This is a genomic window from Amycolatopsis sp. lyj-84, assembly GCF_046549075.1.
Classification (GTDB): domain Bacteria; phylum Actinomycetota; class Actinomycetes; order Mycobacteriales; family Pseudonocardiaceae; genus Amycolatopsis.
Genome location: NZ_JAJPWO010000003.1, coordinates 165,679 through 186,217, shown reverse-complemented (window position 1 = coordinate 186,217; position 20,539 = coordinate 165,679). Strand labels below are relative to the sequence as shown.

Genomic DNA, 20,539 nt, shown 5'->3' with positions numbered 1-20,539 from the left:
CTGAGACCGGCGTCATAGGACCCTAACGACGGTGGCCCCGGAAGGTGACGTTCGAGCCTCCGCTACACTTGTCCCCGTCATCGGGTGCAAGCCCGATGTACGCCGCCTTAGCTCAGTCGGCCAGAGCGATTCACTCGTAATGAATAGGTCAGGGGTTCGATTCCCCTAGGCGGCTCCCAGGTCAGCGGGGGTTTCGGGTAGTCCCGGAGCCTCCGCATGGCCCGTTTCGTGGCCCGTTTCGTGGCCCGAACGGGCGTAGAATCTCGGTCCATGGCCACCTCAAGCAAGCCCAAGCAGGGCAAACGCCGTGTTCGCGGCAAGGTCGAAACGCTGCCCAGCGGGTCACTTAGGGTGAAAATCTACGCCGGTATCGATCCGGTAACTAAGAAGGAATTTCACCTGACCGAGGTGGTTCCGGCGCTCCCTGACGGGCGTTCAGACTGGGACACGGCCGAGAAGATCCGGACGAAGCTTCTGAACCAGCTAGACGAGCAGCGTGCGCCGAAGACCCGCGCGACGGTCAACCAGCTTCTAGACAGGTACTTCGCGCACCTGAAAGAGAAGAAGCGCGCCACGAAGACTCTGACTAGCTACAACTCGCTCGCGACCAACCACATCCGGCCGTTGCTCGGTGAGACCCAGCTCACGCGGATCTACGGTGAAGGGCTCGACTCGTTCTACGGGCAGCTTCGCACCTGTAGCGCTCATTGCGGAGGTCGCGAGTACATCGAGCACCGCAAGAGCGGCGAACACGAGTGCACAGCCAAGTGTCGGCCGCACAAGTGCAAGGGCCTTGGCGATGCCTCCCTTGGCAAGATCCGGGCCATCCTTTCCGGCGCCGGTAAATGCGCCGTTCGCTGGGAATGGCTCGGCGTGAACCGCTTCACCCTTGCGGACCCGATTCCGGCAGTGCCGTCGAACCCGAAGCCTCCGACGGCGGAACAAGCCGCGTCCATCGCGACGGAGGCATGGCGGGATGCAGATTGGGGGCTGCTCGTTTGGCTCGCGTTCATCACAGGTGCTCGGCGGGGCGAGCTTTGTGCACTCGCGTGGGACCGACTCGATTTCGGTACCGGAGTCCTCACCCTTCGATCCAGCATCGCCCAAGAGGGCAAGACGACGTGGGAGAAGGACACCAAGACGCACCAACAGCGACGGATCGCGCTGGATGAGCAGACCTTGTCACTCTTGCGCTGGTACTTCGCGTTCTGTGCCGACAGGGCCGGACTCAAGGAGATGCCCGCCGAGGCTCGCATCTTCTCGCTTTTGCCAGATGGCAGTACGTGGCTCAAGCCGGACTCTGTGAGTCAGCGCTATGACCGGATGTGCAGTCGTATCGGCTTGAAGACGACCATTCACAAGATCCGTCACTACTCGGCGACCGAGTTGATCACGGCAGGGGTCGACGTGCGAACTGTGGCCGGGCGCCTTGGCCACGGAGGCGGGGGAACCACCACACTCCGCGTGTACAGCGCTTGGGTTGCCGAAGCAGATCAGCGAGCGGCGGGAACGCTCTCCGCGCGACTGCCAGACCTGCCCGTGGCTATCAGCGAAGCGGGAAAGCTTGCTCCTGTGGTCCCCGCCAGTGTGGCGCCCGAGGACGAGAGCCCGTACAAGCGGATCGCTCAGGACCTTCGTGGCGCCATCGTGTCCGGTGTGCTCCCGCCTGGTCACTTGCTTCCTGCCGTAGCCGACCTGGCGTCGAGGTATTCGGTGTCATTCGGGACGGCTCAGCGCGCCATAGCCCAACTGAGGGCCGCCGGACTGGTGAACGTCAGCCGAGGCAAGCGGGCCGTCGTCGTCGATCCGTCGGCGGCTGATGCGAGCGAGCCCGCGAAGGTCGTCGGGCTGCACACTGCTCGCCGGAAGTAGTGCCTACTGGTTTTCGGGGTTCCGGTGGACTCGGTCAGCCTGCCCAAGGATCGCCCGACTGCCACGGCGACGGACTTGGGCCCGCTTCGGACCGTCGCTCACGAGGGAGCGAAGCTGTCCGTCTAGCCAGTCGCGTGCGACGTTGTCCCAGTATGCGCGAGCCCTGCCGGGTTCCGGCGGCTCGGCCACCTCAAGATCTTTGCTGTAGAGGTGAATCGGCCACCTCTGATGTTCGTTCGGCATACACCAGAACTCACAGGTGATCGTGGTCTTCACGGTGTCAACGTAACTGAATACGCCCAGGTCGGCGCTAGGTTGCTGTGCCGACTGGGGCAAGCGCCCGAAGTACTGGCCCGTAGACCTGTACAGCCGGAACGAAGCGGGTCAGGTTGGCGCTGCTCACCCAAATCGCCGCTACGTTTTCCACGACGTCGGCATTGTGTGCCTCACCGGCCACGTAGTCGCACAGGACGTACTCACAAAGCACGCCTGTAGTCGGGTGTAAGCGGGTGCCTAGCTTGCGTGTAACAACGCAATGGACGCCTGTTTCCGCGAGGGTTTCGCGTACTGCGACGACCGCCGGACGACTTCCGGGCTTGATCACTCCGGCCGGAAATTGCCACGAGATGCCGCTTGCGTCGTCTCCCCGACGGCAGACGATGAGCACGTCAGTGCCACGTACCACTACGGCGATTGCGACCCGCAACGGCTGAAACGTTGTTCCGGCGGGCCTGTCGAGGGGCGCTAGCAGTTCGTCGATGCTTATGCCGAAGATGCGCTCAAGAAGGCGAGCAGTCGCCGGACGGACCGCGCCGAGTGGCCTGCCGTCAGGGTGGGCACCGGCTACGAGTCGCCCGAGGTGCCGGACGCTGAGCGTGCCGGGCTCGTCGTGCTCCCTTGCGAACTCCTCGGCGAACTCGGCGAACTCCTCGAACGTCTGCCGTCGCTCCCAGATCAGTTGTTCGAGCAAGGTCCGCGGTGCCGAGTCGTCACCGTCCGCGTCTCGCATGTCTCTGCTCCTACTGCGCTCCGAGTCGTGCTTATGGCGCCCACAAGTCGTGTGCGTGTCCTGGTAGCCGACCCGCGCCAACCAGAGACTTATTTCATTCTGTCATGGAGGTCAATTTAGACCTTTGGGGAAAGGCGTGCGGGTGAGCTACGAACGGCCGGGTAGAGGGGCCAGGTTCTACGTGTGTTGGCACCGAAGCGAACTCGGCGGCCTAGATCACGCGGTTACGGATGAAGCCTTCTACAAGGGCAAACAGGCGCTATCGAAAGGTCGGTACGAAGCGCTGTGCGGCCATGTGGTGGTGGTCACGTCCATGTTGGTGCCACCCGGGACACCTTGCCCGCGCTGCTCCGCGTACTTACGCGCGCGGTTGACACTGCCGACCGTTGAGCAACGTATGCGGCCGCCTCGGCATCGCAAGCCCGCACTATGGCGCCGTCTGTTCAGGCGCTTGCAACCTCCGTCAGTCCCTCCGGTGGTTCCTCGTCAGCGGCAAGCCTCGGAGTGGGACCGGCGGACCCAAGCCCCGGCGGGGGCGGGAGGCGTCCCGATCGCGCCCGTTCCCGCCGGACGCCACGCCTTGCGGGGTGAGCGATGACGGTTCGCCTGTTCTTCGGTCGACAGTTGCCGGGCACGGTCGGTGAATCGCGTCGGGTGGTGCACGTGCTCAAGGCGCCACCCGGCGATGAGATCCCGAAGCAACTGGCCGCGTTCTGCGGAGCGGTGTTCGGCCGTGACGAACTCGAACTACTCGGTGAGATTCGCGGGATGCCATGCGAACAGTGCCTACGCGAAACACCCACACCCACCCCGGAACTCTCCGAGGGCGGATCACCTGAACTTGAGGAGGGCACAAGCCCGTGACGATTGACTTCCTTGCCCTGTGGCTTTGGGCTCTGGCCGGGCAGCACTTCGGCCGCGAGACCTACACGCATGTGGCTGACAACCTTCCGTGGCCGTGGTTCCAGGGCCACACGCGAGCACGGGCCATCGTCTTGTCGGTCACGGTCGGTCTGATGTGGCCCGGGGTACTCGTGCTCAACGAACTCTGTCGCATCCCAGCCGTAGACCGATGGGTGACGGCCTTCGTGACCCCGCCACGACACCAGGAGACACCCCCCGAGGCATGAGCGAATCAGTACACCCCGAACCGCGTTTCTTGAAGGTTCCTGACCACGCCACGGGGCTAGATCCGGTGTTCATGCAGCCCGTCCGGCTGCTCATCGCGACGATGCTCGCGGACAAGCGATGGCACAACTACGCCACCATCTGCGAGACCATGCGGATGACACCGGCGGGTCTGTCATCTCAGCTCAAGCTTCTTAGCAGTCACGGCTACGTCGAGGCCAAGCGCGAGGGGCCGCGTTCTCTGTGGCGGCTCACCGACCGTGGTCAAGAATGTCTGGCCGATCATCTCGACGCGTTGCGCGACGTGATCACACGAGCCGGAGAACTCCTCACGACAAGCGAACCAGTACTTGCGAGGGCCTATCGCGCGGGCGTGACGATTGCGAGCCTTGCAGAGCGCCACGGCCTGACGTACTACGCCACACGGGAACGACTGCTTGCCGAAGGTGTCGAGCTACGCCCGGTAGGGCCGACGCCGCTACCGACGCCGTTGGGTATGGCCGAGGCTTACCGAGGCGGCGCCAGCGTCGCGGAGGTTTCCATACGGTTCGGCATCTCGATCGGCCGCACCCGTCGGATGCTGCTCGCGGCAGGTGTCACGATGCGACCGAAAGGTACTCGGAGTCGGGCAAGACAGTCGGGAAACGGCCCTTCGACATGAGCGGGCCACGCCAGAAGGTCGAGCCCGAGACGGTTGCCGAACTCGTTCGCTTGTACAACGACGGTCAGACCATTGAGCGTCTAGCCCGGCGGTATGCCCTCACCTACCAACGTGCCCGCGCCCTGCTCTTGGGCGCGGGTGTGGCTTTGCGCCCTCCGAAGATCCAGCTACCACCGACACCGCCAGGCATGGTCAAGGATTACCTGGGCGGCTGGTCAATTCGGCAACTGGCCGCCAAACACGGCAGGTCCTACAACCAAACCCGCCGGATGCTGCTCGCCGAGGGCGTGCAACTTCGCCAACGCGGAGCCCAGCCCTACGAGATAGCGACTAGCGCGCATCTCGGATCTGGTCGCTGAGAACCGCTTTGTGACGGGTGAGACGGGTTCAACGGAACCCGTCTCACCCGTCACAATCACGTATTCCCTGCTCGGCGGGGGTTTGCACCCGTCACACCGGTTGTGCGGTGTGACGGGTGCGTGAGACGGGTTGTGACGGGTTACGGGTCGTCTCCGTCGAGCCCGTTGGGGTCGAGCACACCGCTACCGATGGCTTCGACGGCGGCCCGAATGTCGGCTGTGAAGTAGCCGCGTACCTGGCGTGTCCGTCCATCCTTGCCCGCCACGCGGTCACGCTCTGAACGGCACCCGAAGTCGCCCATCCGCCGCCCGAACGCGGTCGGTTCGACTTCGAGCGCGCTCACCAATTCGGACGTTGGCACGAAGTCGCGGCCGTCCTCGTCGAGGTCGTCGCCGAGGTATGCGACGACCGACGCGAGCGGTTCGGGCAGTTCGATCGGCTCGGCTGCTTCCGCCGCCGTCCTGTCGTTGCCCGTGCCGATTGCGCGTGCGACCGCCGTGTGGTCAAGCGTCGGCATCGTGTCATGCCCGGCGGCGTGTCCGCTGAGCGTTCCCTCTGCTTCCCGTACTGCTCGGCCCTGCTGACAGACGGCATGCCAATCCTCGTTCGGCATGTAGTACGTCCGAACCATCATCGCGAGCACATCCGCACCGGCCGCTGTGTCCCCGTCCGGGCGCAAGATGCCCACACCCTTGTGAGATGGCAAGAGACGGCTTGAGTCGAACCCTCGGGTGTTCATCTGCTCGCCTAGCACGATGTTCGAGTCACGCCAGTCCATCACCCGAAGTGCGAACCGCGAGCCGAGCACCGCCCGTAGCCCGGAGGGGATCGTCTTCGAGTCTGGTCGTTGCGTCGCCAGTACCAACACGATCCCTGCCGCTGGTCCCTTCTTCGCGAGCCACGTCAACAGCTCGCCGACGTACTCGCCCGCGGTGACCTTCTTTCCCTGCACAACAACAGGGGTTCTGTCCTCCAAGGGCACTTGAACCTCATCGACGAAGACACCCGTGATCGGCATATCCAGCTCTGCGTTGCGGGACATGTTCGGCGTGACCTTCGACTCCGGACAAGTGAGGTCGTCAAGGTCTCGCATCCGCCGAAACCGGCCTTGTACCTCGGCGACCAGTTCTACTAACCAATCGATCAGGGCCAAGACATGCTCGGTCTCGTCGCCGGCCATGAACCGGTGGGCCACCTGGCCGGCGGCGTCCCAGTCCTTCCCGGCTTTGAAGTCCGCCACGTAGAGCCGTACCCATGGGTCCAAGATGAGCCCCGAGGCCGCGAGCCGTGCGGCGAACGTCTTCCCCTGCCGAGGAATCGCACCGACCAGAAGCGACGTCCACACCAACGGCAGATCTATCCGCCGGTCTCGCGCATCACGGCCGAACGGAACCGGCCGCCAAGCGTCCCACCTCGTCACTCCGAGCAGCGGAGTGCGCAGCGGCGGCGAGCTGTACGGGTCTTCGTCGGAAACCCACATCGAAACCCGTCCAGCGTGCCCACCGTTGCCGCGCACCCGTTCCACGATGAGTTGCACCTCATCTACTGCCAGGGCCGACGCGAGAGCGTCCCGGTTCTTCACGACGTCGGACGCCTTCCGGGTGGCCGGAAGGTCGACGACGACCGCCCATCCGTCGCCGATGCGGTGTGCCCGCTCGACCAGCCGCAAAGACTCGTCCTTTCCGATCAGCTTTGCGTCTCGGTACGCGTCCACGAGTACTTGCGGGTCCATGGTCCACGTGAGTGTGCGCGGACCCGCAAGCGCCGGTTTCCGGCCGGGGCTTCCGTCCTTGCGGCGGCCAAGGATTGCCAAGGCGACTGATGCGATGGCCCCGGCGATCCACAAGGGATCGGCGCCGTACACGAGATCGGTCACGGCGACTGCCAGAGCCACGACGGTGGCCACGGCTCCTGTGACCTTCCAGCGGAACAGAGTGAGTTCACGAATCTCCGTGAACTTGTCGGCAAGCTTCTCCGTTTCCTCGGCCGCCGTGCGGTAGTCCCGCACAGTTACCCACTTCCGCCACCAGCGCGTGCCAACGACCAGACCCCGTACGACCGCGCCGACGTACCGCCATGGTGACTTGAGCACGGTCGCAACAGCGTCCTTGGCCGCCTGCACCGCCAGAGCCTTGCTCTTGAACGCACGCGGCACGCGCGGCGAGTGCTGCCACCACCGAACGAACCGGCGCCGGACGGTCCGGCGGCGTGGTTGCGGCAACGTGTCGTCGATCAGCTCGGCTTCGAGCACGGGCCCGACATGCTCGACGTCTCGTGAACCCTCGCGGGCGGTGAGGGTGGCAGCGTTCACGGCCTCGGCCGTTGCGTTCACGGGGGTGTGGTCTTCCGCGTTCATGACTGTGTCTCCTCTCCGTCCGAAGTGCTCTTGAGTTCGTTCGCTAGCGCGATGGCCAGCCGGGGCGACAGTCCGCGAGAGCACCCCGTGACCTCACGTACCCACGCGGGTGTGACGACCACGTGGGGCGTCCACGCTTGCCGCGCCTCCCCGAGGTAGTCAGCGAACAGCTTTCGTCGCGACGAAGCTGCAGGCTGCTCTCTTGCCGGTCTCGGCTTGCGAACCTCGGTCGGTGTGTCTGGCAGCGCACGCGGCTCGGCAGGTTCGGCGGTTTCCATGACCGCCGCATTCACTGCCTCGGTGAGCTTGTCCCGCAAGTCCGTGATCGCCTCGGCGGCCGCGAACACGATCAGCGGCGGAACGGAGTGCAGCACGACCCCCGCTAGCGATCCGGCCGCGAACGACGCCCAGGTGTTCATGACGTACGTGGCGCCCAGTGCTAGCCACTTGGCTACACGGACCCATCGGCCTGTGTGGACTTGGTACCGCGCGGTCACCTGCTCGGCTCGCAGGATCGCGAGGAGAACCAGCGATACCGTGGGGTCCAGTAGCCACGCTGTGAGCCATGGCAGTGACCACGGAACCGCGCCCGAAGCGGCGAACCACTGCACGTTGGCCATCGTGAACGCCAGTCCGAGCACGATGCCTGCCCAGCACAACCGATCGACCTGTGTCCGGACGCGTTCGACCCGTAGCGCGATCACATCCGGGTGGTCCTGCCAGCGTCGAACCTCGGCCGCGTCAGCCGCGTCCTGGGCGAGCCGTTGCGCCCGAGTCGGGGCGGGGGGCCGCCCGGAGGCAGCCACCCCTTCCGACCCGATTTCCTGTGCCTGTCCGGTCATCGCCGACCACCGCCACGATGGTTGGTCGTGTCAAGCGACGTGACGGTCAACGCGCGGGTAAGCACGTGGGCCGCGACCAAGTTCGGTACGCCCAGCACCACGATCAGCAACGTGGGGTTGCCGGGATGCGTGATGACCAGCCATTGAACGCCTGTGAAGGCGGCGCCCGTGAACAAGACGCGTCCGGCAAGTGAAACCACCCGGGCGGATGCACGGGCCGCGTCAGCGGCACGCCGCGCCTTCCGTGCGCCGAACCGCCAGACAACGAACAGGGCGAGCAGGATACCGATTCCGGCGAGGATCTGAGTTGGCGTCAGGTTGACCGTCATCGCTGCTCACCTCCTGCCTGGCGCGCTCGGCGAATCCGCCAGATCCGGTGTACTGCTCGGCGATCCGAGTCAGAGAGGGCGCCCCACACTCCGACCGTGTCGGCACCGGCCGACCGAAGTTCGAGTTCTAGGCACTCGTCGATGACCGGGCACCCGGCGCACATCCGGGCTGCGAGCTCCCTGTCTGGCGTGTCCTCCCCGGACAGTTCGGGAACCTCCGTGCGGTCGTATGCCCAGAAGCACAGACCATCCCTCGTGACAATCTCGGTCAGTACGTCGCTCGGAACGGTGGCGTAGCGATCCAGCTTGTCGGCAATTTCCTCGTACTCGTCTCGATTCACTGCGACGCACCTCCCACCACTCGACCGGCCTCGCGCTCTGTCCGGCGCTTGGTGATCAGTTCGGCGATATCGATGCAGCCTCCCGACGAAGTGACCTCGGCGATCAGTTCGTTAAGGGCGGCGGCAGGAACGACGTAGCGAGAGCGGATGCGGACGGCAGGGAAAGCGTCATCCCGGATGGCGCGATACAGCGTCACCGGATTGAGGCGCAGCATGTGCGCCACTTCCCCGACTGTGTAGAACGTCGGTGCGACGTTCTGGTTGGTATCCATGGGGTATCCCTTGACTAGAAAGTCTTATTTAAATCTCTGGAGCGGGATGATTTCATCCCGACTTGACGCAAATGGGTCCAAATGTGTCCGCGTGGGCGCGGAGTGTGGACGGTTGAATGACGAGTCGCGCTAGTCTCGGCGTCGAGGCGGAGCGCGGAGGAATACGTGTCGGAAGACTGGGCGGCAGTCGCAGGAGTGATCAATCAGCGCATGGCTGAACTCGGTATCAGTCAGCGCGAACTCATTGCGCGTTCGCAGGTTTCCAAGGCCACGGTTCGCGAAATCCAGCACAACACGGCGCAGCGTCGCCGGAGTGATCGCACGCTTGAGGCGTTGTCCCTTGCGCTTGACCTGCACGCGGCCCACCTTGTGGCTGTGCTTGCGGGTCGACGTCCCCCGGAGGTAGGGGAACCAACGGCGCGGGGGGACGACGATATTCCGGGCCGACTTGCGATCATTGAGCACCAGTTGCGGGAAATTACCGCCCGGCTTCGCGAAATGGATGGGCTTGGCGATCGGCTCGACGAGGTCAATGCCAACGTCGCTTCGGTCCTTAATCGCTTGCCCGCGGAACGTAATCCACGTCGTCGGTGAGGGGTTCAGATGGCTTTCTTTCATGCCTCTAAGTCAACGCTGAACCGCTGTCTCAAACGATGCATCACCAGTGCACCGGCAGTGCACAACCAGTGCATCGACGGTGCACTTTCTTATGTCGGGGGGTGTTCGTCCTGGAGTTCGTAAACGAATGGACCGGGCGGACGGCGTGCGCGCTGCAGGCTGCTCTACGCATGAGCAACGAGGGGTTTGCGCAGCATCTAGGCGTCGCCAAGAGGACGGTTGCGGCCTGGCACTCCAAGCCGGACGTCACTCCACGGTCTGAGATGCAGGACGCGCTAGATACCGCGTTTGATCGTGCGTCGGACTCGGCAAAGGCGCGGTTCCGGCGATTCGCTGAGCCGACAGGCGCTCCCGACTCACCTGACGTGGTGGGTGATCAGGTGCAGGCTCTTACTGTTGCGATTGCCGTCGTCGTCGACGGATCTAGGGTGCTCATCGTCTGTCGTCGTGGCGAGGACGGCGGCGGCATTTCATGGCAGTTTCCGGCGGGGATGGTCAAGCCTGGTGTGGCACCGGAGACGGTCGCAATCAGGGAGACGCTTGCCGAAACCGGTGTTCATTGCGCGATCGTCCGCAAGCTTGGCGGCCGCCTGCACCCGATTACGCACGTCCGGGCGGAGTACATGTTGTGCGAGTACCTGACGGGGGAGGCGCAGAACATGGACGTCCTTGAGAATGTTAATGTTGCTTGGGTGGAGAAGGAAGAATTGGCGAGATTCATCCCTCTGGATCACATCTTTCCACCCATATTAGAAGCTTTGGAGGACTCCAAGTGACAGAAAATCTTGAGAAGAAGGCTATTGCTGCGGCAGTCATCGTGAACGATGGCCGGGTTCTTCTCGTTCGACGCAAGGTCAAGGAAGGTAGCCTCTCTTGGCAGTTTCCCGCCGGAGAGATTGAAGACGGAGAGTCGCCGAGCGCGGCCGCAGTGCGTGAGACTCGTGAAGAAACTGGACTCGGAGTTAAGGACATTTCGGTTCTAGGTGATCGGGTCCACCCGAATACTGGTCGAACGATGTTTTATGTTGCGTGTCAGGTGGTAGACGGTGTGGCCACCATTGTTGATGACGACGAACTTGCGGAATTCGCATGGTCTGGCGGGGCGCAATTGACCGAGTATGTCCCTTATCCGTTCTTTGAGCCGGTTCAGGAATACTTGGATATTCACCTGTCTAAATGAGACGATAAGCGGCCCGCAACGCCACTGCTTTTTGGGTTGCGGGCCGCTTCGTGCGAATAGCGCTAGTACAACACGTCTCCGAGACGTTCGCGTACAACGCCGGAGTGCAGCAGCCCGGGTATGGGCACGCCCCCTATTGAGGCTCTGGTGCTTGCAACTTCCGTGAGTGAGTCGGTGGGAAGGTTGTCGAGGATTTCAATTGCCCGGCGCGCCCAATCGCCAGCCGTGTCGAACTGGCGTCCGCCGTCTACATCCTCGTTGCGGTATCGAAAAGCGATGGCATACGCTGTTTCGGCGGCTGCTCTCTTATTAGTGGCGAACTCGGCCTGAAATGCGGCACGAAGTTCGGCTAGTGAGGTGCCGCTTTCCGTTTCGTCGGCCATGCTGGTCCCTGCTTGTCAGTAGGCGAGTTTTTCGGCAAGGGTTTCGTAGTCGAACTGCTCAGCCGCGTCGAACCAAAGTTCAACCTCATACTTCGCTTCCTCGGAGTTGCCCGACGCGTGCACGAGGTTCATCACGGCCTTGCCGCTCACCTCGGACGATGCTTTGGTCTGGTGGGCGTAGTCCCCTCGAACGGTGCCGGGCGCGGCATCACTCGGGAACGTGCCGCCAATGATCTTCCGAACCTTGGCTACGGCGTCGACACCTTCGAGAGCCAATGCGATGACAGGGCCGGACTGCATGAATGTGGCTGTGCAGTTGTAGATTTCTGCCCCAGCGCGTTCTTCCAGGTCAAAGTAGTGCTTGCGCGTGAACTCAGCGTCCATGTGCTTCATCTTGACGCCTACGACCTTGAGGGCGGCTTCTTCAAAGCGAGTCAGGATGCGGCCCGCCAGTCCGCGAACAAGGGTGTCCGGCTTGAGAAGGACTAGCGTCCGCTCGACGCCGAGGTCTGACGAGTCAGTCATGGGGTTCCTTCCGTCTGTGATGGCAGGCGGATCGTACCGACCAAGTGACGTAGCTCATTCAACCGGCGGATAGCGAGGCGGGTGCGGGTCCCCGAGGGGGAGGGGGAGACCCGCACCCGCTATCGACAATACGCCGGACGTGAGGCGTGAAGCGTCCACTATGGACACGGGATGCCCGAGGCTTGGGGCGCCGGAATCCGGCTACCTTCCGTAGTCGCACGACACGCCCGACATGCGCGACACGCAGACAAGTTGGAAGAAATTTCCATGGCCCGAGTCGTGGCCCGAACTGGGGTGCAATGGAGTGATCAGAGACTCTTCGGTCCACGCAGAACACAATGAAGACGCAGGTAGAAGGCTATTTTCATGATGAAGGGCGCACTCGTAATGAATAGGTCAGGGGTTCGATTCCCCTAGGCGGCTCCGCAGGTCAGGGCCCCATTCGGACACTCCGGATGGGGCCCTGGCGCATTTCCGGCCCGGCGATGAACCCGGGACGAAAATTCACCCGTTGGTGGAAGCCTTGAGGAACGTCCGCGACAGCGAAGTCCCCACTCCCGTGAGGTGATCGACGAGGGTGGCCGCGTCCGCGTCGAGCAGTCCGGAGCGCCACGCGAGCATGATCTCCACGAAGCCGCCGATCCCCAGCAGGACGTTGACCCGGAACTCCAGACCGTCCACATCGGGCTTCAGATGCGGCCGGGCCAGTTCGATCAGCAGGCCGGTGGTCTCCTGCACGGTCTGCCGCCGCAGCTGTTCCAGCACGGCGCTGCCCGAGTGGTCGCCGAACAGGATCTGCGCCCGCGCAGGCTCCTCCTGCACGTGGTGCACGACGACGTCGACCGCGGCCCGGAGCTGGTCCAGCGCGGGTTGCTCGATCCGGGAGGCGACGGCGTCCAGGACCATGCGAAGGGTTTCGTCGCGGACCTGTTCCCAGGCGGTGGCGAGCAACGCGTCGCGGTTGGCGAAGTTCTCGTAGAAGTACCGGTCGGTCAGATTCGCCCGCGCGCAGACGCCCCGCATCGTGACCGCTGCCCAGCCCTGTTCCTGCCAGATGTCCAAGGCGGCGCCGAGCAGGGCGAGCCGTCGTTCGGCTCGGCGCTCGTCGGCGGTTTTGCCGCTGTAGCGGCGGGACGCGGTCACCTCTCCATCTTGACAGCAGATGCCCTCGGATTCATTCTGAGGGCATGCGACCGCAGAATGGCCTGCGACCCGGTTTGGCCGCCGCGCTGACGTCCGCTTTCGTGCGGCCGATCGCCAACGCGATCCCCGCCACCCCGGCCGGGATCAGGTTCTCCCGCGCCTTCATCGCGAGCAGTCTGTGGCTGGCTTCCCCGCCGTTGAAGGGAAGTCGCGTCGAGCCCGGCATCCGTGGCGAGTGGGTCCGCGGTCCCGGCGTGACCGACGGCGACGGCGTCGTCCTCTATGTCCACGGCAGCGGGTACGCGCTTTGTTCGGCGCGGACGCATCGCGGGCTGACCACGCGGGTCTCCGACGGCACCGGCCTGCCGGTCTTCGCCTGCGAGTACCGGCTCGCGCCCCGGCATCGCTTCCCGAACGCCGCCGACGACGTCCGCGCGGCGTACGACCGGCTCGTCGGGCAGGGGTACCGGCGGATCCTCGTCGCGGGTGACTCCGCGGGCGGGCATCTCGCGGTCGACCTCGCCGCGCAGCTGATCCGGGAGAACCGCGAACCGCCCGCGGCGCTGGCGCTCTTCTCGCCGCTGTTCGACGTGACCTTTTCCTTGGCCGCCGAGCGGGAACGCATGCGGCGCGACCCGATGATCTCCGCCGCGGCGGCCGCGCGGCTGGTCGGTCTGTACACGGTGGACGCCGACCTCGCGTCCGCGCGGCTGCGGTTCGCCTTCGACGACATCAAGGGGTTCCCGCCGACGATCATCCAGGCCGGTGGCCTCGAAATGCTCGCCGCGGACGCCATCGAGCTGGCCAGGGCGCTGCGCCGCACCGGGGCGGACTGCGAACTGGACGTCGTCCCCGGTCAGATGCACGTCTTCCAGGCCTTGACCCGGTTCATCCCGGAGGCGCGGCCCGCGATGGAGCGGGCTTGCCGGTTCCTCACCGAGAATCTCCCGGCGATCGAGAAGGCGGCGTGATGACGAAGCGGACCCAAGGAGCGCACGCCGTCGTCACCGGGGCGGGCAGCGGCATCGGGAGGGCGATCGCCACCGAACTCGTCCGGCGCGGGAGCCGGGTCGTGTGTGCCGACATCGACCTCGAATCGGCCGAAGAAACCGCGGCGATGCTCAAGAGCAAGGGTGAAGCGGTCGCCATCGCCTGTGACGTGTCCACTGTGGACGAAGTCGCCGAGCTCGCGAACCAGGCCCGTTCCTGGCTCGGCCGCGAGCCGGACCTCGTCGTCAACAACGCCGGGATCGGCGCCGGCGGCAAGGTCGTCGGGGAGAGCCCGCTGTCCGATTGGCAGCGGACCCTCGGTGTGAACCTCTGGGGCGTGATCCACGGCTGCCACACCTTCGTGCCCGCGATGCGGGAGGCGAGAGCGGGCGGCGTCATCAACGTCGCTTCGGCCGCCGGCTTCACCGCCGCGCCGAGGATGGCCGCCTACAACGTCAGCAAGGCCGGGGTCGTCAGCCTTTCCGAAACCCTCTCGGCCGAGCTGTCCGGCACCGGTGTCGCGGTCACCGTGCTGTGCCCGACCTTCGTCCGCACCAACATCTTCGACGGCGAACTCATCGACGCCGAGGCGCGCGGCCTCGCCCGGCGGGTCTCCGACGTGGTCGGGTTCTCCGCCGAAAAGGTCGCGAGGATGACGCTCGACGCCCACGATCGCGGCCGCCTTTACGTGGTGCCGCAGCCCGACGCCCAGCTTCTTTGGCACGCCAAGCGTTTCGTGCCCGTCCCGTACACGCGGATCGCCGGTCTCCTCGGCCGGTTCCTGCCCGCCGAAAAGGAGAAGTGATGGCCTACGACTTCGCCGCGATGCTCCAGACCATCAAGGACAAGCAGTGGTCGCTGGCCGACATCGACTGGGACGCGCCCGGCGCGGACACGATGACCGACGAACTCCGCGCCAAGATGCGGCCGTTCATGGCCGACCTGGTGTGGATCGAGCACGTCGGCGCGCGCGGGTTCGCGTCGCTGGCGAAGAAGGCGCCGACACCGGTGATCCAGGAGATCTACCGCTACTTCCATGCCGAGGAACAGAAACACGCGAACGCCGAACTGGCGTTGATGAAGCGCTGGGGCATGCTCGACGAGCACGGTTCGATGCCCGAACCGAACATCAACGTCAAGCTGGCCATCAAGGTCCTCGACGACTACGGCGACTCGCTGCCGCTGACAGCGCTCGCCACGCTCATCCCGCTGCTGGAATGCGCGCTGGACGGCGCCCTGGTGAAGTTCCTGCTGGACGAGGTCTCGGATCCGGTGTGCCACCAGGTGTTCCGGCATATCAACTCCGACGAGTCCCGGCACATCGCGGCCGACTTCGAAGTCCTCGAGCTGATCGGCGCCGGATCGGCGACCAAGATCATCACGGAGTCCGTCGGCTCGCTCAAACCGCAGATCGTCCTCGGCCTGATCGTGGTGTTCGTCCCGCTGATCAACAAGATGCGCGACAACATCGTCGCGATGGGCCTGCCGGAGAAGAAGCTGTACAACGCGGTGAAACGGTTCTCCACCATCGGCGGCCGCGGCGAGTTCACCAAACGCATCCCGGCGTACCACGTGCTCAAGGCACAGGCGGCGATGATCGTCGACCGCTCGCACGTCTACCACCGGCTGCTGGCCGACCCGATGGTCAAGGCGACCCGGCTGATCCCCGCGCGGCTGCTCGGCAAACCGCAGTCGTGGACCGAGGAGATCACGCACGAACCGGTCGCCTCATGACCTTGGGCGAATTCCGGGGCGAGGTGCTGCGCGGCACCGAATGGTTCGGGCACGACTTCGCCGGGCAGCGGGTCGCCGTCGTCGCGCCCGGCCGTGAAGCGGCGCAGATCGTGCCCGAGGTGGTGGCCACCGCGCGGTCGGTGAAGGTGTTCCAGGAGGAACCCGACTGGGTGGTGCCGATGCCGGTGCCGGGGCCGAACGTCCTCGGGATCGCCGTCGCCCGCGTTTTCCTGCGCTGGCAGGTGAAAGACCCGTGGGTCCGCAGGCTCCTGACACCGGACCGCCGCTTCGGCTCGCGGCGGACGGCGCCGGGCCTCGGCTACTACGGAGCGCTGCGAAGGCCCGGCTGCAAGCTCATCACCTGGCCTGTCTACGCCTTCGCGCCCCACGGAATCCGTACCGCCGAAGGCATCGAGCATCAGGCCGACGTCGTCGTGCTCGGCGCCAGTTCACTTTTCGCACCGGAAGGACGTCCCGCATGACCCCGGACCACGAGATCGCGATCATCGGCGGCGGCTTCTCCGGAATCGGCGCCGCGATCCTGCTGCACAAAGCGGGTTTCGAAGACTTCCTCATGCTGGAGGAGGGTGACGGCGTCGGTGGCGCCTGGCACTGGAACACCTATCCCGGTGTCGCCGTCGACATCCCGTCGTTCAGCTACCAGTTCTCGTTCGAGCAGATCTCCGGCTGGTCGCGGGTCTACGCGCCGGGTCGCGAACTCAAGGCCTACGCCGACTACTGCGTCGACAAGTACGACATCCGCCGCCGTACCCGCCTCGGCAGCAAGGTCGTTTCGGCGACCTTCGACGACGAGACGCACTTGTGGCGCCTCGAAACCGCCGACGGCTGGTCGATGACGGCACGGTTCGTCGTCGGCGCCACCGGCGTGCTCACCCAGCCGAAGCCGCCGGAGATCGACGGGCTCGCCGATTTCCGCGGCACGGTGATGCACACCGCGCGCTGGGACCACACCGTCGACCTGCGCGGGAAACGCGTCGCGGTCGTCGGCACCGGGGCGTCGGCCGTGCAGGTGATCCCGTCCATCGCGCCGGAAGCCGGGCATCTGACGGTGTTCCAGCGGACGCCGATCTGGTGCCTGCCCAAGCCCGACGCCGCCCTGCCGGGGCCGGTGCGGCTCGCGATGCGACGGTTGCCCGGAGCGAAACGGCTGTCGCGGCTGGCCAGCCAGGCACTCGTCGAACTGACCTTCCCGCTGGCCGCGCACTTCCACAAACTCCTGCCGACCGCGGGCGCGGGCGAGCGGATCGGGCTCGCGCATCTGCGCCGCGCGGTCAAGGATCCGGAGACCCGGGAGAAGCTCACGCCGCGCTATGCCTTGGGCTGCAAGCGCCCGAGCTTCTCCAACGAGTACCTCCAGACGTTCAACCGCGAAGACGTCACGCTGGAGACCACGGGCATCGACGCGATCACCGAGCACGGCGTGCGCACCGCGGACGGCACCGCGCATCCGGTCGACGTGCTGGTGCTGGCGACCGGGTTCAAGGTGTTCGAGAAGGGCAACATGCCCGCGTTCACCGTGCGCGGGGCGGGCGGCACCGATCTGGAGAAGTTCTGGGAGGAGAACCGGTTCCAGGCGTATCAGGGCGTCAGCGTGCCCGGTTTCCCGAACCTGTTCACCATTCTCGGGCCCTACGGCTACAACGGTTCCTCGTACTTCAACCTGATCGAGACGCAGACGGCGCACATCGTCCGGTGCCTGCGCAACGCCCGCAAGACCGGGGCGACCCGGGTGGAGGTCACGAACGAGGCCAACGACCGGTACTTCCAGAGCATGCTGGACCGCCGCAAACACCAGGTGTTCTTCCAGGACAGCTGTTCGCTGGCCAACAGCTACTACTTCGACGTGAACGGGGACGTGCCGTTCCGTGCCTCGCCGACGCTGGAAACGATGGTGACGAGCCGGTTCTTCGACCTCGACGACTACGCCTTCGCGGACGGCCGGTGAACACTGGCTGAAGTCCGCCGTCGCCGCCCTGGCTGAGCCTTAAGTTCGGTTCCCCGAACCGACCTGGAGGCTGGCCTTGGAAGGCTTTCCGTGGGACGTCCTGCTCGCGGTGGTCGGGATCGCCGTCCCGGCCGTCGCGTTCCTGTGGGAGTTCGTGCTCGTCGGCCGCAAACGGCTCGGCTACCGCGTGCAGATGGACACCCCGACGGCGTCCGAGCGCGGCTTCGCGCCGACGGCCGACGCGCTCGCACAGTTGCAGCACGAGAACGGCGAGCGGCTCGTCGACCCGTCGTTCGTGCTGCTGCGCATCGAGAACAGCGGCACCACCGACATCGACACCGACGACTACGCGGTCAACGCGGACGACCGGGTCGGCGTCCGGGTGAAGTTCCCCGGCCGCACCGTGGCCGGGATGGTGGTGACCGAGCTCAGCTCGCCGCATCTGCACGAATGTTTCGGCGACGACTCCGGTTTCGGCGCGCGCGACGAGAATCCCGAGCGGCCGGTCGGCGTGATCGACCTGCCGAGGGTGCCGCTGAACCGCGGCGCGCACTACAAGATCCTCGCCGTGCTCGACCGGATCCCGAACGGCTCGACCGAGGACTTCGACGATCCTCAGGTCATCGGTGAGATCAAGGGCGGCAGCCTCCGCGAGACCAAGAGCCGCACCGGGCCTACCGGTTCGGTGATGGCGCTGATCCTCTTCCTGGTGGTGGTCAGCATCTTCCAGCTCACCCGTTCGCTGGTCTTCGACGAGAAGCCGCCGCCGCTGGACTGCGCGTCCGGGAAGCTCACGATCACCGGGTCGACGGCGTTCGCGCCGGTGTTGAAGGAAGCGACGGCGTCGTACGCGAAGACGTGCCCGGGCGCGTCCTTCGCCTTCGACAGCCGGGGGAGCGCGGAAGGGCTCGGCAGCCTGAACCAGGCCGGGAACGACAGCGTGCTGGCGTTCTCCGACGGCGCCAAGGGCGAGGGCTTCCCGCAACTGCTGCCCCGCCCGGTCGCGTTCTCGCTGTTCACGCTCGTGGCCAACAAGGAAGCCGGCGTCCAGGACCTCTCGCTCGCGCAGATCCGTGACGTCTACGACGGCAAGATCGCGAACTGGCGGGAGATCGGCGGCAAGGACCAGCCCGTCCGGCTCGTCGACCGGCATTCCGACTCCGGTACGCGGCGGACGTTCGAGCTCCAGGTCCTGGCGGGCAAACGGGAACCGGGCGACAACTCCGACGACTGCCTCAAACCGGCGCCGGGGGCCCAGCCGGGGGTGGTGCGCTGCGCGCGGCCGTCCACGAACGACGTCCTCGAGGCCGTCTCGCGCGTGCCCGGCGCGCTCGGCTACAGCGAACTGGGTGCGGCCACGAAACGCGAGGACGTGCTGCCGGTCCGGATCGACGGCCACCAGGCGACCCTGGAGGGCGCGATCCACGCGGCCTACCCGTTCTGGGAGACCGAGTACGCGTACACGTTCGGCGAGCCGAAGGCCGACTCGCTCGTCGCGAGCTTCCTGCGGTACCTGACCAACCAGGTCGGCAAGGACATCGTCCGGTCCCACGGGCACCGGCCGTGCGCCGAGCTGGTGAATCCGGTCCTCTGCCGTCCAGGCGCGTGAAGGCCCCCTTGCCGCGGCAAGGGGGCCTTCACGCGCGAAAGGTCAGGCAGGCGGCTTCAGGGTGACGACGGTGGCGCTGGTCTCGCCGCGCGGCGTCCGGTACTTGATCTCGTCGCCCTCCTTGGCGCCCACGAGCGCGAGGCCGAGCGGGCTGTCCGAGGTGACCGTGAAGGCGTCGGCGTCCTCGCCCGGGATCATGACGATGTGGAGCTCCTCCTCGTCACCGTCGGAATACCTGATGGTGACGGTGGTGCCGTCGGGGAGCAGGCCCTTGCTGTTGCGGCCGCCGTGCTCGAGTTTCGCGGCGACATCCGAGATGCGCCGCTCGAGGTAGGCGGCGGCCTCCGCGCGGTCCAGCACCTCCGCTTGGTCGGCCGCGTCGCCGGTCCGTTCCTGTTCGCCGACGAGCGGCGCCATCGCGTCGCGCTGCGCACGCAGATCGGCGAGTTCCTTTTCCAGCTGCCGGCGTGCCGCCGGGCTGAACCCGTTGTCCCCTGTGGTCACCATGCCGCGCATTGTCCGCTACAGATCGGCCGCTAGCCACCTCGATTTTTCACCCGCTGTGATCGTCCGGGACGCTTGCCCTAAGCTTCAGGGCTCCCGTCCTGACTACTTGGTGTAAGGAACTTCGTGACCGCCGTTCCCGGCCGCAGCGTGCGGCTCTCCCCCAATCAGCTGCAGAAACAGGAGCAGATCGTCGAAGCGGCGCGTGTCGTGCTCGCCAGGGACGGGCTCGCGGGCTGCACCGTTCGCGCGATCGCGGAGGCCGGACCGCTCACGAAGAGTGCGATTCATTACTACTTCGCGGACATCGACGTCCTGATCGACCGCGCGATGGCGGCGCACATCACAACGTTCACCGCCGATTTGCGCAAAATTTCGGAGAAACACGATCACCCGGACGAGCGGCTCTTCGCCGCCCTCGAGGCCTTCCTGTCCGAGTTCTCCGGCCGCCCGAACGCGGCCTTCCTCTGGTTCGAATACTGGATCGCCGCGGGCCGCGCGCAGCATCCGCAGGCGATCGACGTCATGCTCACGTCGATCACCGAACTGCTGGCCGAGTTGCTCGCCCCGCTCGACGTCGAAGACCCCCGCGCGCGGGCGCGGGCCCTACTGTCCTATCTGCTCGGTGCGATCGTCCAGCAGCGCGTCCGGCGGCGGCCGTTCGCCGCACTGCGTGGCGACATCGAAGCGCTCTGTTTCGCGAACTACGGGTAGAAA

24 protein-coding genes and 1 tRNA gene are annotated in these 20,539 nt (G+C 65.5%); 14 read left to right on the top strand and 11 right to left on the bottom strand.

All coding sequences use genetic code 11. The features are described 5' to 3' along the window. Positions 1-101 precede the first annotated feature (101 nt). Both ACLJRM_RS10990 and ACLJRM_RS10985 read left to right on the top strand, forming a co-directional pair. Positions 102-175 (top strand) — tRNA-Thr (locus tag ACLJRM_RS10990). 95 nt (positions 176-270) lie between these two features. Further along, a complete protein-coding gene (locus ACLJRM_RS10985) occupies positions 271-1,872 on the top strand; it encodes a tyrosine-type recombinase/integrase (RefSeq protein WP_410662958.1) in 1,602 nt (533 codons plus the stop codon). Positions 1,873-2,182: 310 nt separating this feature from the next. Here ACLJRM_RS10985 and ACLJRM_RS10980 read toward each other — a convergent pair whose 3' ends face one another. Beyond that, the gene (locus ACLJRM_RS10980; protein WP_410662957.1) at positions 2,183-2,881 is read right to left on the bottom strand and encodes an NUDIX hydrolase; all 699 of its coding nucleotides are present in this window, start codon (positions 2,879-2,881) and stop codon (positions 2,183-2,185) included. Between the two features lie 594 nt (positions 2,882-3,475). On the opposite strand from ACLJRM_RS10980, the gene ACLJRM_RS10975 reads away from it, so the two are divergent. The 3 genes from ACLJRM_RS10975 (at position 3,476) to ACLJRM_RS10965 (ending at position 5,029) form a co-directional block, all read left to right on the top strand. After that, positions 3,476-3,745 (top strand): hypothetical protein, encoded by a 270-nt coding sequence (locus tag ACLJRM_RS10975; RefSeq protein WP_410662956.1) that lies wholly within the window; start codon positions 3,476-3,478, stop codon positions 3,743-3,745. Positions 3,746-4,007: 262 nt separating this feature from the next. Then, positions 4,008-4,670, top strand: coding sequence for a transcriptional regulator (locus tag ACLJRM_RS10970; RefSeq protein ID WP_410662955.1), 663 nt, complete (start codon positions 4,008-4,010; stop codon positions 4,668-4,670). Further along, positions 4,667-5,029 carry a helix-turn-helix domain-containing protein gene (locus ACLJRM_RS10965; protein ID WP_410662954.1) on the top strand — a complete coding sequence of 121 codons (363 nt, stop codon included), beginning with the start codon at positions 4,667-4,669 and terminating at the stop codon, positions 5,027-5,029. The genes ACLJRM_RS10970 and ACLJRM_RS10965 overlap by 4 nt, the downstream gene beginning before the upstream one ends. A gap of 140 nt (positions 5,030-5,169) precedes the next feature. Here the strand turns inward: ACLJRM_RS10965 and ACLJRM_RS10960 are convergent, their stop codons facing one another. From ACLJRM_RS10960 to ACLJRM_RS10935, 6 genes are all read right to left on the bottom strand, one after another. Continuing rightward, positions 5,170-7,386, bottom strand: coding sequence for a cell division protein FtsK (locus tag ACLJRM_RS10960; RefSeq protein ID WP_410662953.1), 2,217 nt, complete (start codon positions 7,384-7,386; stop codon positions 5,170-5,172). Next, positions 7,383-8,228, bottom strand: coding sequence for a hypothetical protein (locus tag ACLJRM_RS10955; RefSeq protein ID WP_410662952.1), 846 nt, complete (start codon positions 8,226-8,228; stop codon positions 7,383-7,385). Before ACLJRM_RS10955 ends, ACLJRM_RS10960 begins: the two co-directional genes overlap by 4 nt. Beyond that, a complete protein-coding gene (locus tag ACLJRM_RS10950) occupies positions 8,225-8,557 on the bottom strand; it encodes a hypothetical protein (protein WP_410662951.1) in 333 nt (110 codons plus the stop codon). Before ACLJRM_RS10950 ends, ACLJRM_RS10955 begins: the two co-directional genes overlap by 4 nt. Then, complete coding sequence (locus tag ACLJRM_RS10945) at positions 8,554-8,898, bottom strand: WhiB family transcriptional regulator (RefSeq protein ID WP_410662950.1); 345 nt, start codon at positions 8,896-8,898, stop codon at positions 8,554-8,556. The genes ACLJRM_RS10950 and ACLJRM_RS10945 overlap by 4 nt, the downstream gene beginning before the upstream one ends. Continuing rightward, a complete protein-coding gene (locus ACLJRM_RS10940; RefSeq protein WP_410662949.1) occupies positions 8,895-9,170 on the bottom strand; it encodes a helix-turn-helix domain-containing protein in 276 nt (91 codons plus the stop codon). The genes ACLJRM_RS10945 and ACLJRM_RS10940 overlap by 4 nt, the downstream gene beginning before the upstream one ends. A gap of 129 nt (positions 9,171-9,299) precedes the next feature. Continuing rightward, positions 9,300-9,788 carry a hypothetical protein gene (locus ACLJRM_RS10935; protein ID WP_410662948.1) on the bottom strand — a complete coding sequence of 163 codons (489 nt, stop codon included), beginning with the start codon at positions 9,786-9,788 and terminating at the stop codon, positions 9,300-9,302. Positions 9,789-9,889: 101 nt separating this feature from the next. Between ACLJRM_RS10935 and ACLJRM_RS10930 the strand changes: the two genes are divergently transcribed. Together ACLJRM_RS10930 and ACLJRM_RS10925 are read left to right on the top strand one after the other, a co-directional pair. Beyond that, the gene (locus ACLJRM_RS10930; RefSeq protein WP_410662947.1) at positions 9,890-10,564 is read left to right on the top strand and encodes an NUDIX hydrolase; all 675 of its coding nucleotides are present in this window, start codon (positions 9,890-9,892) and stop codon (positions 10,562-10,564) included. Beyond that, positions 10,561-10,968 carry an NUDIX hydrolase gene (locus ACLJRM_RS10925; RefSeq protein WP_410662946.1) on the top strand — a complete coding sequence of 136 codons (408 nt, stop codon included), beginning with the start codon at positions 10,561-10,563 and terminating at the stop codon, positions 10,966-10,968. The genes ACLJRM_RS10930 and ACLJRM_RS10925 overlap by 4 nt, the downstream gene beginning before the upstream one ends. A 62-nt stretch (positions 10,969-11,030) precedes the next feature. On the opposite strand, the gene ACLJRM_RS10920 is transcribed toward ACLJRM_RS10925, so the two are convergent. The 3 genes from ACLJRM_RS10920 to ACLJRM_RS10910 form a co-directional block, all read right to left on the bottom strand. Further along, a complete protein-coding gene (locus ACLJRM_RS10920; protein WP_410662945.1) occupies positions 11,031-11,351 on the bottom strand; it encodes a hypothetical protein in 321 nt (106 codons plus the stop codon). Between the two features lie 15 nt (positions 11,352-11,366). Beyond that, positions 11,367-11,876, bottom strand: a complete 510-nt coding sequence (locus tag ACLJRM_RS10915; protein ID WP_410662944.1) for a nucleoside-diphosphate kinase — start codon at positions 11,874-11,876, stop codon at positions 11,367-11,369. A 504-nt stretch (positions 11,877-12,380) separates the two neighbouring features. Continuing rightward, on the bottom strand, positions 12,381-13,019 hold the full coding sequence (locus ACLJRM_RS10910; RefSeq protein ID WP_101611094.1) for a TetR/AcrR family transcriptional regulator: 639 nt from the start codon (positions 13,017-13,019) through the stop codon (positions 12,381-12,383). A gap of 44 nt (positions 13,020-13,063) precedes the next feature. Here ACLJRM_RS10910 and ACLJRM_RS10905 point away from each other — a divergent pair, with 44 nt between their 5' ends. From ACLJRM_RS10905 to ACLJRM_RS10880, 6 genes are all read left to right on the top strand, one after another. Continuing rightward, a complete protein-coding gene (locus tag ACLJRM_RS10905; protein WP_174720474.1) occupies positions 13,064-13,990 on the top strand; it encodes an alpha/beta hydrolase in 927 nt (308 codons plus the stop codon). Further along, positions 13,990-14,814 (top strand): SDR family NAD(P)-dependent oxidoreductase, encoded by an 825-nt coding sequence (locus ACLJRM_RS10900; protein ID WP_101611092.1) that lies wholly within the window; start codon positions 13,990-13,992, stop codon positions 14,812-14,814. Before ACLJRM_RS10905 ends, ACLJRM_RS10900 begins: the two co-directional genes overlap by 1 nt. Next, positions 14,814-15,743 carry a ferritin-like domain-containing protein gene (locus tag ACLJRM_RS10895; protein ID WP_410662943.1) on the top strand — a complete coding sequence of 310 codons (930 nt, stop codon included), beginning with the start codon at positions 14,814-14,816 and terminating at the stop codon, positions 15,741-15,743. The genes ACLJRM_RS10900 and ACLJRM_RS10895 overlap by 1 nt, the downstream gene beginning before the upstream one ends. Then, positions 15,740-16,225 carry an FAD-dependent oxidoreductase gene (locus tag ACLJRM_RS10890; RefSeq protein WP_410662942.1) on the top strand — a complete coding sequence of 162 codons (486 nt, stop codon included), beginning with the start codon at positions 15,740-15,742 and terminating at the stop codon, positions 16,223-16,225. Before ACLJRM_RS10895 ends, ACLJRM_RS10890 begins: the two co-directional genes overlap by 4 nt. Next, a complete protein-coding gene (locus ACLJRM_RS10885) occupies positions 16,222-17,709 on the top strand; it encodes a flavin-containing monooxygenase (protein ID WP_410662941.1) in 1,488 nt (495 codons plus the stop codon). Before ACLJRM_RS10890 ends, ACLJRM_RS10885 begins: the two co-directional genes overlap by 4 nt. 76 nt (positions 17,710-17,785) lie before the next feature. After that, positions 17,786-19,318 (top strand): PstS family phosphate ABC transporter substrate-binding protein, encoded by a 1,533-nt coding sequence (locus tag ACLJRM_RS10880; protein WP_101611088.1) that lies wholly within the window; start codon positions 17,786-17,788, stop codon positions 19,316-19,318. 42 nt (positions 19,319-19,360) lie between these two features. Here ACLJRM_RS10880 and ACLJRM_RS10875 read toward each other — a convergent pair whose 3' ends face one another. Next, positions 19,361-19,825: a GreA/GreB family elongation factor gene (locus tag ACLJRM_RS10875; protein ID WP_101611087.1), complete on the bottom strand. Its 465-nt coding sequence runs from the start codon at positions 19,823-19,825 to the stop codon at positions 19,361-19,363. A 123-nt stretch (positions 19,826-19,948) separates the two neighbouring features. On the opposite strand from ACLJRM_RS10875, the gene ACLJRM_RS10870 reads away from it, so the two are divergent. Beyond that, positions 19,949-20,536 (top strand): TetR/AcrR family transcriptional regulator, encoded by a 588-nt coding sequence (locus tag ACLJRM_RS10870; protein ID WP_101611086.1) that lies wholly within the window; start codon positions 19,949-19,951, stop codon positions 20,534-20,536. The last annotated feature ends 3 nt before the right edge of the window (positions 20,537-20,539 follow it).